At 61.2% G+C, this 14,622-nt stretch carries 15 protein-coding genes and 2 pseudogenes; 10 read left to right on the forward strand and 7 right to left on the reverse strand.

Features of this window, described 5'->3' with window-relative positions:
• The first annotated feature begins 56 nt into the window (after positions 1-56).
• From SK1NUM_RS07765 to SK1NUM_RS07780, 4 genes are all read left to right on the forward strand, one after another.
• A complete protein-coding gene (locus SK1NUM_RS07765) occupies positions 57-263 on the forward strand; it encodes a cold-shock protein (protein WP_212320921.1) in 207 nt (68 codons plus the stop codon).
• A gap of 67 nt (positions 264-330) precedes the next feature.
• Complete coding sequence (locus SK1NUM_RS07770) at positions 331-1,143, forward strand: PP2C family protein-serine/threonine phosphatase (protein WP_212320923.1); 813 nt, start codon at positions 331-333, stop codon at positions 1,141-1,143.
• 10 nt (positions 1,144-1,153) lie between these two features.
• Positions 1,154-1,378, forward strand: coding sequence for a DUF3107 domain-containing protein (locus tag SK1NUM_RS07775; protein ID WP_212320925.1), 225 nt, complete (start codon positions 1,154-1,156; stop codon positions 1,376-1,378).
• A gap of 52 nt (positions 1,379-1,430) precedes the next feature.
• Positions 1,431-2,855 carry a DEAD/DEAH box helicase gene (locus SK1NUM_RS07780; protein ID WP_212327598.1) on the forward strand — a complete coding sequence of 475 codons (1,425 nt, stop codon included), beginning with the start codon at positions 1,431-1,433 and terminating at the stop codon, positions 2,853-2,855.
• Positions 2,856-2,906: 51 nt separating this feature from the next.
• Here the strand turns inward: SK1NUM_RS07780 and trpS are convergent, their stop codons facing one another.
• Both trpS and SK1NUM_RS07790 read right to left on the reverse strand, forming a co-directional pair.
• Complete coding sequence (gene trpS / locus SK1NUM_RS07785) at positions 2,907-3,992, reverse strand: tryptophan--tRNA ligase (protein WP_212320927.1); 1,086 nt, start codon at positions 3,990-3,992, stop codon at positions 2,907-2,909.
• A gap of 33 nt (positions 3,993-4,025) precedes the next feature.
• Positions 4,026-4,877 carry a PHP domain-containing protein gene (locus SK1NUM_RS07790; protein WP_212320929.1) on the reverse strand — a complete coding sequence of 284 codons (852 nt, stop codon included), beginning with the start codon at positions 4,875-4,877 and terminating at the stop codon, positions 4,026-4,028.
• Between the two features lie 59 nt (positions 4,878-4,936).
• On the opposite strand from SK1NUM_RS07790, the gene SK1NUM_RS07795 reads away from it, so the two are divergent.
• Positions 4,937-5,413: a DUF2505 domain-containing protein gene (locus SK1NUM_RS07795; RefSeq protein WP_212320931.1), complete on the forward strand. Its 477-nt coding sequence runs from the start codon at positions 4,937-4,939 to the stop codon at positions 5,411-5,413.
• 4 nt (positions 5,414-5,417) lie between these two features.
• Here the strand turns inward: SK1NUM_RS07795 and SK1NUM_RS07800 are convergent, their stop codons facing one another.
• Positions 5,418-5,891 (reverse strand): DUF6912 family protein, encoded by a 474-nt coding sequence (locus tag SK1NUM_RS07800; RefSeq protein ID WP_212320933.1) that lies wholly within the window; start codon positions 5,889-5,891, stop codon positions 5,418-5,420.
• A 167-nt stretch (positions 5,892-6,058) separates the two neighbouring features.
• On the opposite strand from SK1NUM_RS07800, the pseudogene SK1NUM_RS07805 reads away from it, so the two are divergent.
• Positions 6,059-7,127: pseudogene (locus SK1NUM_RS07805) on the forward strand (IS1634 family transposase); the annotation flags it as partial.
• Here SK1NUM_RS07805 and SK1NUM_RS07810 read toward each other — a convergent pair.
• Positions 7,124-8,281 (reverse strand): IS30 family transposase, encoded by a 1,158-nt coding sequence (locus SK1NUM_RS07810; RefSeq protein ID WP_317988058.1) that lies wholly within the window; start codon positions 8,279-8,281, stop codon positions 7,124-7,126. The pseudogene SK1NUM_RS07805 and the gene SK1NUM_RS07810 sit on opposite strands and share 4 nt — an antisense overlap.
• Between SK1NUM_RS07810 and SK1NUM_RS15450 the strand changes: the two are divergent.
• From SK1NUM_RS15450 to SK1NUM_RS07825, 4 genes and pseudogenes are all read left to right on the forward strand, one after another.
• Positions 8,193-8,468, forward strand: a pseudogene (locus tag SK1NUM_RS15450) (IS1634 family transposase); the annotation flags it as partial. The gene SK1NUM_RS07810 and the pseudogene SK1NUM_RS15450 overlap by 89 nt on opposite strands.
• 74 nt (positions 8,469-8,542) lie before the next feature.
• A complete protein-coding gene (locus tag SK1NUM_RS07815) occupies positions 8,543-8,830 on the forward strand; it encodes a transposase (RefSeq protein ID WP_212320937.1) in 288 nt (95 codons plus the stop codon).
• Positions 8,821-9,711: an IS3 family transposase gene (locus SK1NUM_RS07820; protein ID WP_212327380.1), complete on the forward strand. Its 891-nt coding sequence runs from the start codon at positions 8,821-8,823 to the stop codon at positions 9,709-9,711. Before SK1NUM_RS07815 ends, SK1NUM_RS07820 begins: the two co-directional genes overlap by 10 nt.
• Positions 9,712-9,870: 159 nt before the next feature.
• The gene (locus SK1NUM_RS07825) at positions 9,871-10,179 is read left to right on the forward strand and encodes an Rv3235 family protein (protein WP_212320939.1); all 309 of its coding nucleotides are present in this window, start codon (positions 9,871-9,873) and stop codon (positions 10,177-10,179) included.
• 194 nt (positions 10,180-10,373) lie between these two features.
• Here the strand turns inward: SK1NUM_RS07825 and secA are convergent, their stop codons facing one another.
• The 3 genes from secA to SK1NUM_RS07840 all read right to left on the reverse strand — a co-directional run bounded on the left by secA (position 10,374) and on the right by SK1NUM_RS07840 (position 14,448).
• Positions 10,374-13,139, reverse strand: a complete 2,766-nt coding sequence (secA, locus tag SK1NUM_RS07830) for a preprotein translocase subunit SecA (RefSeq protein ID WP_455550325.1) — start codon at positions 13,137-13,139, stop codon at positions 10,374-10,376.
• A gap of 126 nt (positions 13,140-13,265) precedes the next feature.
• Complete coding sequence (gene hpf / locus SK1NUM_RS07835; protein ID WP_212320941.1) at positions 13,266-13,880, reverse strand: ribosome hibernation-promoting factor, HPF/YfiA family; 615 nt, start codon at positions 13,878-13,880, stop codon at positions 13,266-13,268.
• Positions 13,881-13,992: 112 nt separating this feature from the next.
• Positions 13,993-14,448, reverse strand: a complete 456-nt coding sequence (locus SK1NUM_RS07840; RefSeq protein ID WP_212320943.1) for a ComF family protein — start codon at positions 14,446-14,448, stop codon at positions 13,993-13,995.
• Between the last annotated feature and the right edge of the window lie 174 nt (positions 14,449-14,622).

The raw sequence follows: 14,622 nt of genomic DNA on the forward strand, positions 1-14,622 counted from the left end.
AGTGATCCCAGGGCCCGCCACAAGGTGTGGTGAGGCGGCTTTTGCAGGAGAACAGCATGACTCTAGGAACCGTCAAGTGGTTCAACCCGGACAAGGGTTTTGGCTTCATCGCCGTCGATGACAGCGCCGGAGACGACGTATTCGTTCATTACAAGTCCATCGATCTGCCAGGTTTCAAGACGCTGAACGAGAACCAGCGCGTGGAGTTTGAGATAGTCCAGGGTCCGAAAGGCATGCAGGCGGACCACGTCCGTCCTCTATGAAGCTGCCAGCCACGACACCACCGGGCTAGGATGTGCCCCACGATTAGCGAAGGCGAGGCCCAGTGATATGCACCCAGCGGGAGCTCAAACCCAGGACCGCGACCACTACACCGTGGTTCCGGCTCCGTGGGTAGCTGGGTGCAGCGACATCGGAACCAGGCACCGCACCAATCAGGACGCTTTGTGTATCGCCGCCAGTCCGCATCCCACCAACCGGGCCGTACTCGTTGTGTCCGATGGCGTGAGCACGGCCTTCGGAGCGGAGCAGGCCTCGCTGGTGGCCGTGGAAGAGGCATGCTCCGCTCTTGTGCAAGCGCTCGCAGCCGGCGCAGCCGAGGCGGAGTCCTTTAACGAGGCCTTTGCCCGTGCTCACGAAGCGGTGCTCACCGCTGGGGCTGACAGCGAACCCGCGGCATGCACTCTGGTGGCAGCCACTGTCGCAGACGGGTTGATCCGGGTGGGCAGCATCGGGGACTCCCGTGCCTACTGGTTCGGGGATGACGGGGTGAGCTGGCAACTCACCAAAGATGACTCCATGGCTCAGGCCCGCATGATGCTGGGCATGCCACGCGAGGAGGCGGAACGCTCACTGCAAGCGCACTCGATCACACGCTGGCTGGGCCGCAACGCTACGGACGTCAACCCTTCCCTGGTGGAGTTGCGTCCTGATGCCCCTGGGTGGCTGCTGGTGTGCAGTGACGGTCTGTGGAACTATGCCAGCTCACCGGAGGACCTGACGGCAGTGTTCGAGCAGGCCAGGGGATTCAGTCATGATCCGGTCGACTTGGCGGAATCCCTGGTGTCGTGGGCAAATTCCTGTGGTGGCCGGGACAACATAACCGTCGCGTTGGCTCGCTGCGAAAATGGAGAACGCGGCTAAGGTAGACATCATGGACGTCAGGATTGGAATCAGCGACATCTCCCGTGAACTTCAGGTGCGCACCACCAGCACCGCCGACGAGGTCGTCGCGGTCTTGAACGAGGCCCTCGCCAGCAACTCGCCCTTTGAACTTGCCGATGACAAGGGTCGCCGGGTCATCATCCCTGTTGCGAAACTGGCCTACGTTGATCTGGGTGCCGCTGAAGGCCGGCCCGTGGGCTTCGGCACTCTCTGATAAACACCGGCCCTGACCCACGTCAGGCGCCGCCCGACAGTTAGGTTTCACCCTGAGCGAGACAACCACCTCCGAGACGTTTGCCGATCTCGGTATCCGTGAAGAAATCACCACGGCACTGGCTGAGGCCGGCATCGTAAATCCGTTTCCCATTCAGGCACTTGCCATACCCCTGGCGCTGAGTGGTACTGACCTGATCGGCCAGGCGCGTACGGGCACCGGCAAGACACTGGCTTTCGGTACCTCTCTGCTGCACCGGCTCCAGGCCAGCGTAGAGGAAACCGGCGAACCGGCCAGCCATGGGCTTCCCCGGGCCCTGGTCATCACCCCTACCCGGGAACTTGCCCTCCAGGTGACGCGTGACCTGGAGCTGGCAGGATCCCGCTTAAACATCCGGGTGCTGACGATCTACGGCGGCACCAGCTATGATGAGCAGCTTTCCGCCCTCGAGAAGGGCATCGACGTGGCTGTCGGGACCCCAGGACGTCTCCTCGATCTCGTCAACCGCCGTGCCCTCGACCTCAGCAAGGTCGAGGTGTTGGTGCTGGATGAGGCCGACGAGATGCTGGACCTCGGCTTCCTTCCCGACATCGAGAAATTGCTGGCGAAGACCCCCCAGGAGCGTCAAAGCCTCCTGTTCTCAGCAACAATGCCTGCCCCCATCCTCGCCCTCGCCCGGGCCACCCTGAACCGTCCTGTCAACATCCGCGCCGAGGGGGCAGACGCCCAGGCGACAGTGCCTGATATCACCCAGTTCGTGTATCAGGCCCACGACCTGGACAAGCCCGAGGTGGTCTCCCGCATCGCCCAGGCGCGCGATGTGGGCAAGGTGATGGTGTTCTGCCGCACCAAGCGGGCTGCCCAGCGTCTGGCTGACGAACTGCAGGACCGCGGCTTCCCCGCCGCAGCCATTCATGGTGATCTCAACCAGACTGCCCGGGAGCGTGCCCTGAAGAAGTTCCGGGCAGGAACCGTCACCACGCTGGTTGCCACTGATGTTGCTGCCCGGGGAATCGACATCACTGGGGTGAGTCACGTGATCAACTACGAGTGCCCTGACACCGATGCCACCTATGTGCACCGTATCGGGCGCACGGGACGTGCTGGTCACACGGGGGTTGCCGTCACTCTGGTCGACTGGCCAGACGTGACCCGCTGGAAGGTGATCAACAAATCTCTCCAGCTGGATTTCGACACCCCCGTGGAGACCTATTCGTCATCTCCCCACCTATACACAGACCTCGATATCCCGGAGCACACGAAAGGTCGCCTACCACGCTCCGCGAGGCCGCAACGCGAGAACCGGGCGCGCAAGGAGACCACAGCCGAAGGTGGTACCCGGCGCCGGCGGCGTCGCCGTGCCACTGCGGAGCCTCAGGTGGTCAAGGGCCCAGAGGACAATGCAGGTGTCCGCACTCGCAGACGTAGGCGTCGCCGCCGGGCTGGGATCGAGATCACCAACGACACTGCTCAGTGAGATTTCCGCTACTGGCGGAGGACAACTCCAGGCGGGCAATCCCATGTGAGCCTAATAGTCCATGCTCATAGCTTGGCGCACCTGTGACAAGGTCTCCTCAGCGACAGCGTTGGCCCGCTCATTGCCGGCGCGCAGTACTTCACGCAGGATGCCTGGTTCGGCGACCAGCTCGGCCCGGTACGCCCGGTGCCTGGCGAAATGGTCATTCACGGCGGCTGTGGCAAGCTTTTTTAATCCGCCGCCCCCGCCATCACCAACTTCGTCAGCCACCTCCTCTGGAGTCCGGTCCAGGCACATGGCCGTTATGTTGACTAGATTCGACACTTCAGGCCGGTTGACGGGGTCGTAGGTGATGTGACGGTCCGAGTCGGTGACGGCACGTTTCAGCAGCTTCGCGGTCTCGTCTGCCGTCATCCCGAGTTCTATGGTGTTCCCGCGTGACTTGCTCATCTTTTTGCCATCGAGGCCGAGAATGGTCCCGCTCCGGCTGAGCAACGACTCGGGCTGCGGGAAAACCGGCCTGGCTGGATCCACCCGGCCGTAGCGTTCATCAAAACGGCGTGCGATAACCCTGGTCTGCTCGACATGCGGGAGCTGGTCCTTGCCGACAGGTACCAGGTTGGCTTTGCAGAACAGAATGTCGGCCGCTTGGTGCACCGGGAAAGTCAGCATCAGCCCGGACATCGGGCGGGTGGACGCCGCCAGCTCGTCCTTGACCGTGGGGTTGCGGCGCAGCTCCGCGTCAGTGACCAGTGCCAGGAAGGGAACCAGCAGCTGGTTCAAGGCGGTGACTGCCGAATGGGTGAAGATCACCGTGCGCTCTGGATCGATGCCGGCTGCGAGGTAGTCCGCCACCATGTTGTAGACGTTGTCTTTCAGCTCACCGACACCATCACGGTCGTAGATCACCTGGTAGTCGGCAATGACCAGGAAGGTCTCGATCCCGGCATTCTGCAGCCGAACACGGTTCTGGAGTGAACCGAAATAATGCCCTATGTGTAGACGACCAGTGGGACGGTCTCCTGTGAGCAGCCGGAACCTGGCCGGGCCCGAGGCGATCTCGGCCTCGATCTCACGGCTGCGTGCTTCCGAACGCTGTACGGTTTTCTCTGCTGTCGTGGCGGACTCGGACTCCATGCGGGCAACTTTATCGCCCGGCAACGGCAGCGGTCACGCAGCGCCGCCTCTGTCACGGATCCGGGAGAGCATCTCAAGGTAAGCGGATTTCCGGGTGGTGTAGCACGCCAGCTGCCGCTCAGGCCGGGCCTCCCCGTGATAATCACTGGAGCCGGTGCGCAGCAGACCGAGACGCGCGCCCATCTCGAACAACAGCAACCGGGTCTCGCGGTCATGATCCTTGTGATCGGTCTCGATGCCGTCGAGCTCATGTTCCCTCACCAGCTGCTCGATGAAGGGTGCTCCGAGGGCCTCCCGCGTCATGGGGGCCCATGGATGGGCCAGTACGGCCACTCCCCTGGCCACGTGCACCAAGTCGATGGCACGGCCCACCTCGATGGAATACCGGGGGACGTAGGCTGGTTGTCCAGGCGCCAGGAATGAGTCGAATGCCTCCTGCCGGTTCGCTACAACGCCCTTTGCCACGAGGGTGTCCGCTACGTGGGGGCGCCCGACTGATGGGGCTCCCTTCGCTGTCGCCATGACCTCGTCGATCGTCACGGGATAGCCGAGTTCAGTGAGTCGGCGACACATCTCCGGAAGCCGTTGCGTCCTGCCCACCCTCACCCTGGCGAGTTCCTCGTTCAACAGACGGTTCCAGACATCACAGCCATAGCCCAGCAGATGAACCGCACGGCCGTTGTGCTGGCATGAGATCTCAATGCCGGGCAGCACTCTCACCCCGATGCGCTTCCCAGCCTCCATGGCCTCAGCGACCCCGTCGAAGGTGTCATGGTCGGTCAGCGCGATAACATCCAGACCAGCTTGGAACGCCTTCATCACGAGCATGGTCGGGGTGTCTGTGCCATCACTGACTCGCGAGTGGGTGTGCAGGTCGATCCTCATGTTGATCATGCTAGCCACCGTCTCGATATCACAGCGAGACCAACGCTACATTGGTCCCCATGCAGCTCAACTACAAGCATGAATTCAACGGCAGCCCCGACCAGGTGGCGGCGCTGTTCCGCAACGAGGCGTTCATCGATGATGTCGCCAAGCACGCCAACGCGATAGAGCACACCGTGAATATCGCTGACGATGCCACCCACCTGGACCTGACTCTTCCTGCGCCCGAGTCAATCTCGAAGTTCTTCGGCAAGGGCATCCGCATCAAGCAGTCTTTTGCCTGGGGTGACCCAGACGAGGCTGGTGTCCGGAAGGGCAACTTCACGGTGGACATCGCCGGTGCTCCTGTCAGCGTCGAAGCCGATGCCACCCTCTCGCCGACCGGGCCCGCATCCTCGGAAGCGGTCTATGTCGGTGAGCTGGAGGTGAAAATCCCCCTGGTCGGCAAAAAGATTGAAGCTCAGGTGGAACCCATGATCGCCCGGGCTTTCGCCGGCATCGAGCGGCGTGCCCAGGCCTGGCTGACCCAGGGCTGATCCTCTAGCGAAGCCCCCGGCGGTACTCCTCAACGTCATTCCACAGCAGATCGGACTCATGTAACAGTCCCTGGACCTCCTCGAACCCCCATGCGGTGTCGACGTCCAGGCCTTGGGCTGCTGCTGCGGCGGCGGAAAGGTCGAAGCCGGGGGCTTCGCTGAACCAGCAGGTCATAGCCTCAGGCGCAACCTGAGCGACCAGGCAGTCCCCATTGGCTGGATTATCCCCGGACCTCACCAGGGAAGCCTCGACCTCAGCTACCAAGACCAGCCTCTCCCCGTAAGCCGCCAGAGCCGCCACCGAGGCAAGTACCAGCGCGGCGTACTCCGCGTCTTCCTGCTGCCCAGGCGTGTATCCGAGAGAGGACAACAGCTCTGGTGTGACCCGGTGAGCTTTCCTATCAGTCAGCTGCACCGTTCCGTCTATCGCCGCCAGTTCTTCATGCGCGATGGGTATGAACACCAGTTCTCTCGTCACACATCAACATTAGGGCCTACCAGGCCGCTCACGGCCCGGCCAGGCCCGCCGCCGGACCTGACTTGTCGCAGTTGAGGTTGGGTTGGTGTCTGTGGATTGTGTTGGTGCTTGTCAGGGCGTTTTGGGTGTGTCGTGTGGGTCACTAATCGGGGGGTAGGATCTGGTAGGTGAGCCCGTTTCTGCGGAAGGTGAAGACCGCTTCCGGGGCGACAGCTGTGCAGATCGTGGTCAAGGAAGGCCGCAAAAACCGGATCATCGAGCATCTCGGGTCTGCCCATGACGAGGCCGGGCTGGCTGTGTTGATGGCCGCTGGCCGGGCCAAGCTGGTCCCACCAGATCAGCAGATGCTGGACTTCAGCGCAGCGACACCCACGCAGCCTGCGGTGGTCACTGGGAGCAGTTCCGCTTTGCTGGTTGAGGTGGTCTGGGCTACTTGGAAGGCGTTGGGTTTCGACGTGGTCGGTGATGAGGCGTTCTTCCAGCTCGTGCTGGCCCGCCTGGTCGAGCCGACATCGATGCTGGACAGTGCCCGGGTCTTGACCGAGCTCGGGATTGTTCCGGTGCACCGGGCGACGATGCACCGCTGTCTGGCCAGGATCGCAAGGCGGGGTTACCGAGACCAGTTGGCTGCGGCTTGTTACGGCCACGCCACCAGAGACGGAGACGTGACACTAGTGATGTATGACGTGACGACCCTGCATTTCGAGGTCGAGCACGAAGACAAGCTCCGCAAGGTCGGATACAGCAAGGAACGCCGCGTCGATCCGCAAATCATCGTCGGGCTTCTCGTAGACCGCCATGGGTTCCCGCTGGAGATCGGCTCCTGGGAAGGCAACAAAACCGAAACCCACACCATCATCCCGATCATCAACCAGTTCACGACCCGACACCAGCTCGGCGAAGTGGTGGTGGTCGCCGACGCCGGCATGCTGTCGATGACCAACCTCCAAACACTTCACGAGGCGGGATTGGGGTTCATTGTCGGGTCCCGCCCGGTCAAAGCCCCGGGTGACCTCGCCAAACATTTCCGCTGGCATAGGGGACGCGTTCACTGACGGACAACTGATCGACACGATCACCCCTAGGGATAAAACCACCAGGGCCCAGACAGCCAACCCCATTACGGAACGGGCCGAACCGGTTTGGGATCCAATCCGGTATCCGCATTCGTGGCGGGCTGTATGGCACTACAGCCACAAACGTGCACTCCACGACCGTAGAACCCGGCGGTGTCAAGTGGTGGAAGCAACGAGTAGTTTCTGGAAAGCTTCTCGTGGGGTGAGGTAGCCGAGGGTGGCTCGGGGGCGTTCGTTCAGTTCTTCGGCGATGGCTGTGAGATAGGGCTGGTGTTGGGGGATGGGAGTGCCTTTGGGCAGGTAGTCACGGATGAGTCGGTTGGTGTTCTCATTGCTGCCGCGTTCCCAGGGAGAGTGGGGATGGGCGAAGTACACCGGCATCTGGGTGGCCATGGTGAACGCGGCGTGCCGGGCCATCTCAGAGCCCTGATCCCAGGTCAGGGTGCCCTTCATCAATTCGGGCAGCCCAGTGATGTGGTCGATCAGGGCGTCACACACCCCGTCTGCGTTCTTGCCCTTCGGCAGGGCGAGGATCGTGACGAACCGGGTGGTTCGTTCGACGAGGGTGATCGCGGCTGTTCTGCCGTAGGCGCCGATGATCAAGTCTCCTTCCCAATGACCGGGAACCTTCCGTCCTGTAACCTCCTGAGGCCGCTGATCGATACTGACCATTCCCACAATCGGGGATTTCCGCTCACCCAAACGACGCCGGGACTGACGGCTAGTGCGTTTCGACCCGAGCATGACACCGTGCTCCCGCAGCGTCTTCTTCGGCATCGCATAAATCCAGGTGTAGATCGCTTCATGAGACACGCTCGCTCCTTGGGCCGTGGGGGAACCCTGACACGGTTCAAGCCTGTCACCCCCAGCCTCAGCACGTAATCTTCCCGCGATCTGACGTGGTGTACGAGACCTCCGAAGATCAGCAATCACCCGCTGCTTCAACACCAGATCAGCATCAATCTTGCGGAGCTTGGGCCGGGCACGCCGCCGCTGCGCAGCTACATCAGCAGCCACACACTTGTACCCCGTCTCACCCTGATTCCGGGCCACTTCCCGCGAAACCACCGACACATCCCTACCAATCCGCCGAGCAATCTCACGCAACCCACACCCCTCCGCCAAGCCCCTCGCGATCCCAGCCCGATCCGTCACCGTCAACAACCGCCGCACCAACAACCCCTCCCTAACAAGCACTGTTGCTACGACCCTATGACACCACCCCCTCACCGCGCAGGAGAACAAGGCCCGGGCCGTCGTGGCCGGCGAGAAGACCGCCCGCAACCCACGGTTCGTGACCACCAGCAAAGGCACCGCTGTCCTCAACGAGGAAGCGCTGACCCGAGCGAAACAACTGGTCGGGTTGAAAGGCTACGTCACCAACATTCCCATAACCGCCATGCCAGGACAGGAAGTGATCGACGCCTACCACGACCTATGGAACATCGAACAATCATTCCGGATGTCCAAACACGACCTCAAAGCCAGGCCAATCTTCCACTGGAGTGCCCGGCGTTTCGTGGACAGTGGTGAAAAACCTGAGTTTATTCGAACATGTGAGGTAAAATCTGTACTATGCCGGCTTCGAAATTTAGTAAAGAGTTTAAAGAACAAATCATCGCGGAGGTTCTTGAGGGGTCTCGGCCGATAGCGGAAGTGGCGAAGTCCTACAATCTGGTTCCGCAAACTGTGGGTAACTGGGTGAGAATATGGCGGAAGCAGCATCCCGACCCAGGTATGGTAGAAGCCTCGTCGGATCAGGTGGCGGAGAACAAGCGCTTGCAGGCTGAGTTGCGTGAAGCGAAGATGGAGATCGAGTTTTTGAAAAAAGCGGCGGCCTTCTTCGCGCAGGAATCCCGGTAGCAGCGAAATATGTTTATATTCACCGCGAGGAAGGCAGCTATCCTGTGTATCTGATGTGCCGCTGGGCCAGAGTGTCTCGTTCCGGCTACTACAGATGGCGGAATCAGGGTTTATCCGAGACGCAGAAACGCCGGGAAGAACTCACTATTTTAATTACGCATTTCTTCCACGAGTCTGAGCAAACCTACGGGTATCGACGTATCCACGCAGCTCTGGTTGAACGGGGAATCCACGCGAGCCCAGAGCTGGTGCGTCAGCTCATGCACCGGGCTGGCTTGGTGGCCTGTCAGCCCCGGAAACGGGTCCGTACCACCATCCCGGCCCAGGATCTTCACCACCGCCCGGATCTGGTGAAAAGGAATTTTACCGCCAACAAACCAGGGCAGAAATGGGTAGGCGATATCACCTACATCCCCACCTGGGAAGGATTCACTTATCTAGCAACCGTCATGGATTGCTACTCGAAAAAGATCATCGGTTATGCGATCGCCGGGAATATGCGCACCCGGCTTGTTGCCGAGGCTTTACACATGGCAGTCAGAAATTGCCCAGTAACCCGAGGTGAAACCGTCTTCCATTCGGATCGTGGTTCGCAATACACCTCAGCTGATTACGCGGAAATCATGAACACATATGGTATCCGTGCCTCGGTAGGTAGAACTGGGTCGTGTTACGACAATGCCGCAGCGGAATCATTTAATGCCACCTGCAAGAAGGAGGTAGTGAACCGGAAGATCTACCCAACACGGAAACATGCTATAAAGGATGTGACAGCCTGGATCGAGTTACGTTACAATCAGAAACGACTTCACTCGGCGTTAGGGTACCGAACCCCCAACCACGTCCACCAAGAATGGAGCCAACACCAGAAAGCAGCCTAGAAATCCCATTTTTCAGTAGTGTCCACAAAACCCATAGCACTCCACCCACCATGTGGAGTGTTGTTGGCAGTCACGGATGTGTTGTCATTTTCTGGTGCGGTGTTGTACATCGGTGGCGTATCCCTTACCCGGTGGGTTGCGGCCACCTAGTTTTCAGCCATGAAACGACTAACGGCCCTCACCCTGGCCCAGGCGGTGCTCGACGCTCTCCAGGGTTTGCGAGCGCTGCACCAGGTCCGCCCTCACCTGTCCTCCCGAGCCTTCCAGCAGCTTGTCTCCTACTCAGACGCTGCGAGTTTCAGCATCAGCGGCGTGGGACCGTTGCGCGTCCAATGCCCCGCTCGTGACAGCCTGGAGGCCAGTGGCACTGTCCAGATACGTGACAGGTGGTTGGCCTGCGCCATGCGCTTTGACCGGGGGGACAGCTGGAAATGCTCAGATCTACGGGTGGTGGGATTCCCCGCCTGAGGACTTGCAAGCCGCGTTGATAGCGACTGGGTGGCTATCCTGCCCGGCTCCGAGTCATCGCATGCGCTTCGCGCCACCATCGGCCCAGTTCGTCATGATAGTTCCCAAGAGAGGCCATCCGCCGGGGGGGACATCGTCCCCCCGATCTCCTGGCACAGGCTCTCTCAGGGCAAACCTGACGTCAGGGCGGTGAGTCAGTGTTTGCGCTTGGCTGCCTTGCGGCGGGCAGCGCGGTTTCCGCCCCCAGAGCTCGCCGCCTTGTTTACCGGTTTCTTCTTGGAACCGTTACGGCTGGTGGTTGCCTCCCCCGACTCGTCAGGTGCCGAGTATGTGAGGTTTTCCTGCCGCTTGCCGCCCAGTCCCTTCGCCAGCGGAGCAGCGGGCTCAGCAGGCTTGGTCTCTGCCTCGGCGAGTGCCGTGACCTTCCCGAGCACATCCTCCGGCTTGCCTTCGGCATCTGTGACCACCCCAACGCTGACAGGCTCAGGCTGGGTCACCTGGAGATTGAACAGCATCCCGATGATCTGTTCGAAGGAGGCCTCCCTCATGGCCACGAACATGTCGCCACCCTCCCTCTGGTATTCGACCAAGGGATCCCGCTGGGCCATGGCCCTAAGCCCGATGCCCTCACGCAGATAGTCCATCTCGTACAAATGTTCACGCCAGTTACGGTCCACCACCGAGAGCACGACCTGGCGTTCCAGTTCACGCATGGTGTCGGCCCCGAGGGCCTCTTCCCGGTCGTCGTAGGCCTTGGACACGTCGTCGCTGAACATCTCGACGAGTTCGTCCTGCCCTGGGATCTCGTCCTCGATCTCCTCCTGGTTGAGGCCAACCGGGTAGAGGGTCCGCAGCTCATTGAAGAGCATGTCGAAATCCCAGTCTTCCGGGATACCGTTGGTGTACTGCCGGACCACGGCTGCCACCACCTCGGCCGCCCGGTCCCTCAGCTGTTCGGACAGGTCGGCGCCGTCCAGGACCCGCCGCCGGTCGCGGTAGATGACGTGCCGCTGCCGGTTCATGACGTCGTCGTACTTCAGCACGTTCTTGCGCATCTCGAAGTTCTGGCTCTCGACCTGTTTCTGCGCGGACTCAATGGCATTGCTGACTGACTTGGCGTCGATCGGCACATCATCGGGCACCTTCAGCATGAGCAGCGCACGCTCCAGTACCTCTGGACGAAATAGGCGCATCAGGTCATCGGAGAGCGAAAGATAGAAGCGGGACTCCCCCGGGTCGCCCTGGCGGCCGGAACGTCCGCGCAGCTGGTTGTCGATGCGGCGTGACTCATGCCGCTCGGAGCCGATCACGTAGAGACCCCCAGCCTCCACCACCTCGTCGTGCTCGGCCTCGACCTGCTCCTCAAGGGCTTTCAGCGTGTCGGGCCACTGGGCCTCGTACTCCTCGGGGGTCTCGACCGGGTCGAGACCCTGCTTGCGCAGCTGCAAGTCGGCCAGGAACTCGGGATTGCCGCCGAGCATGATATCGGTACCACGACCCGCCATGTTGGTGGAGACAGTCACCGCACCCTTGCGGCCGGCCTGCGCGACCACGGCTGCCTCACGTTCGTGCTGTTTCGCGTTGAGAACCTCGTGCGGGATGCCTTCCTTCTTCAGCATGCCGGACAGCAATTCAGATTTAGCCACTGAAGCGGTGCCGATAAGCACCGGCTGTCGGTCCTCGTGCCGTAGCACGACGTCCTCAATGATCGCCTTGTACTTGGCTTCCTCCGTGCGATAGATCCGATCCTGCTGGTCGATCCGGATCATCGGCATGTTCGTCGGGATGGGAATCACGCCGAGGCCGTAGATCTTCTGGAACTCGGACTCCTCGGTCTTGGCGGTGCCCGTCATGCCCGCAAGCTTGTCGTACATGCGAAAATAGTTCTGCAGGGTGACGGTGGCGAGGGTCTGGTACTCGTCCTTGATCTTCACCCCTTCCTTGGCCTCAAGCGCCTGGTGCAGGCCCTCGTTGTAGCGACGTCCCGCCAGCGTGCGTCCGGTGTGCTCATCGACAATGAGGATCTCATCGCCCAGCACCACATAATCCTTGTCGCGCTTGAAAAGTTCCTTCGCCTTGATGGCGTTGTTCAGGTAGCTGATAAGCGGTGTGTTCGCGGACTCGTATAGGTTGTCGATACCGAGCCGGTCCTCGACGACCTCGATGCCGGCCCCCGAGATCGCGACCGTCCGTTTCTTCTCGTCCACCTCGTAGTCCTGGTCGCGTTTCATGGAGCGCACCAACCGGGCAAACACTGGGTACCATTCATGCGTGTCCTGCGATGGACCGGAGATGATCAGCGGGGTACGTGCCTCGTCGATCAGGATCGAGTCAACCTCATCGACGATGGCGAAGTGATGGCCCCGCTGCACGAGGTCCTCACTGCTGAGCGCCATGTTGTCCCTCAAGTAGTCGAACCCGAACTCGTTGTTGGTGCCGTAGGTGATGTCGCACTTGTAGGCCACCCTGCGTTCGGCCGGAGACATCGATGCCAGGATGACCCCGACCTCGAGACCGAGGAAATGGTGGATCCGTCCCATCTGCTCGGACTGGTACTTGGCTAGGTAGTCGTTGGTCGTCACAATGTGCACGCCCTTGCCCGAGAGCGCATTCAGGTACGAGGGGAGAGTGCCGACGAGCGTTTTCCCCTCGCCGGTCTTCATCTCGGCGATGTTTCCCCAGTGAAGTGCAGCGCCACCCATGATCTGGACATCGAAGTGGCGTTTGTTCAGCACCCGTACGGAGGCCTCACGCACAGTCGCGAACGCCTCTGGCATCAGGCTGTCCAGGTCTTCCCCGTCCTCAAGGCGTTCCTTGAAGGTGTCGGTCTGCTCCTTGAGCTCAGCGTCGGACATCTCCTGGAAGTCCTCTTCGATCAGGTTGACCTGATCGGCAATCTTCTGCAGCTTCCTCAGCTGAGAACCTGAGCCGAGGTTGCTCAGAAAATCCATGAAACCCACGTCTGACGATCCTTAACAATTTGACTCCGGTGGCTGTAGCACACCACCTGCAATCCTAGCCAGCCCTGAGGCAGCACAAAACTGTGGCGGGTCCGTCCGCAGGGACGGGCCCGCCACAGAAGGTGTTCAGGGGGCCACATTCAAGTGGATCACCCCATAGTTGTAGGCCTTGCGGCGGTAGACCACGGAGGGTTTCCCGGTGTTGGCATCCTGGTACAGGAAGAAGTCATGCCCCACGAGCTCCATCTCATCCAGGGCCTGGGCTAGGTTGAGTGGCACCGCGTCGAATTCTTTCTCGCGGACCACGAGAGGGCCATCCCCATTGACCACGAGGCCCGCGACCTCGTAGGTGTTTTCCTCCGGCTCAGTCTGCTCCTCCTCAACAGACGGCGGAGTGGCTGCGATCTCCTCGGTGAAGATGGCCGTGCGCAATCCCCGGTGGGTTTTACGGCGGTCCGCTGCCTTCCTGAGCTGGACCTTCAACCGGTCAAATGCCTGCTCGAAGGCCAGCGTCTTGTCGTTTGCCTTCGCCTCAGCACGGACGACGGGGCCGCGGCTGCGGAGCGTGATCTGGACCTCTACTGCGTCGGAGGGGTTCTTGGTGCCATCCGAAGCCGAGAACTCTACCTCCACCCGAATCACCCGGTCTCGCAACCGCTCGACTGTGACGATCCTGTCATAGACCAGTTCTTTGAGCTCGGGGCTGATGGTGCAGTGCCGACCGGTGACGACGACGTCCATGTCTCCTCCTGGCTAGAAAGCTATGACGCCAGCTCCCCGTCTTCCGAACTGGGTCTGGCTGGCGTCTCCATTCCTCCACGTTACTCCCGTTGTGCTTCGTGGCGAGCGGTTTTCAACGTGTTCCCATCAGATTTGCATCTGCAATGACGGCAGCGGCAAGAACTAGGATGCCGCGGTCCTGCAGCACCTCCTGGGTGACCGCAAGGGAGGTCCCGGTGGTGGCCACGTCATCGACGAGAATCACGGGATGTGGGCAGGGGCGGCTCCGGAAGCTGGCAGCGACCAGCTGCTCACGCCCAGAACGTCCCTGTGTGTGCTGGGCGTCACCACCATCGAGGCGCCACAGCAACCGGGATGCCCGGATCCCGAGAGAGCGCGCGGCCAGGCGGGCGAGCGTCCACGTGTGGTCGATGCCCCGGCGGCGCACTGCCGCTGGCCGCGAGGGGACCGGGACGAGAACGGCATGGGGCGGAGGCTGGCAGGCTGCGACCGCGATAGCCAGTCGGCGGGACAGCAGCCGCGCCAGGAGCCATGCACCGTCGTCTTTGAACGCTGGGATGAGCCGCATCAGCTCAGGACGGTACGAGTTGGCAGCCCAGGCGGGTATCCGGAGCCTTCTGCGTAACAGCCTATGTGGCTGCCTACCCGCCAGCTGGGCTTCACAGGATGAGCAGCAAGCGACGGCTGGGGCGCCGCACACCAGGCAGCAGGAACCCAGCAGCAAAGGCGCGAACTCATGAAA

The sequence above is a fragment of the Arachnia rubra genome, assembly GCF_019973735.1.
Taxonomy (GTDB): domain Bacteria; phylum Actinomycetota; class Actinomycetes; order Propionibacteriales; family Propionibacteriaceae; genus Arachnia; species Arachnia rubra.

Excerpts from the sequence above, each read along its gene's own strand:
- SK1NUM_RS07775 (WP_212320925.1), top strand. The coding sequence starts at position 1,154 with ATGGACGTCAGGATTGGAATCAGCGACATCTCCCGTGAACTTCAGGTG.
- SK1NUM_RS07790 (WP_212320929.1), bottom strand. The coding sequence starts at position 4,877 with ATGAGGATCGACCTGCACACCCACTCGCGAGTCAGTGATGGCACAGAC.
- SK1NUM_RS07795 (WP_212320931.1), top strand. The coding sequence starts at position 4,937 with ATGCAGCTCAACTACAAGCATGAATTCAACGGCAGCCCCGACCAGGTG.
- SK1NUM_RS07815 (WP_212320937.1), top strand. The coding sequence starts at position 8,543 with ATGCCGGCTTCGAAATTTAGTAAAGAGTTTAAAGAACAAATCATCGCG.
- hpf (WP_212320941.1), bottom strand. The coding sequence starts at position 13,880 with ATGGACGTCGTCGTCACCGGTCGGCACTGCACCATCAGCCCCGAGCTC.
- SK1NUM_RS07765 (WP_212320921.1), top strand. The coding sequence starts at position 57 with ATGACTCTAGGAACCGTCAAGTGGTTCAACCCGGACAAGGGTTTTGGC.
- trpS (WP_212320927.1), bottom strand. The coding sequence starts at position 3,992 with ATGGAGTCCGAGTCCGCCACGACAGCAGAGAAAACCGTACAGCGTTCG.
- SK1NUM_RS07840 (WP_212320943.1), bottom strand. The coding sequence starts at position 14,448 with ATGCGGCTCATCCCAGCGTTCAAAGACGACGGTGCATGGCTCCTGGCG.
- SK1NUM_RS07825 (WP_212320939.1), top strand. The coding sequence starts at position 9,871 with ATGAAACGACTAACGGCCCTCACCCTGGCCCAGGCGGTGCTCGACGCT.
- SK1NUM_RS07770 (WP_212320923.1), top strand. The coding sequence starts at position 331 with ATGCACCCAGCGGGAGCTCAAACCCAGGACCGCGACCACTACACCGTG.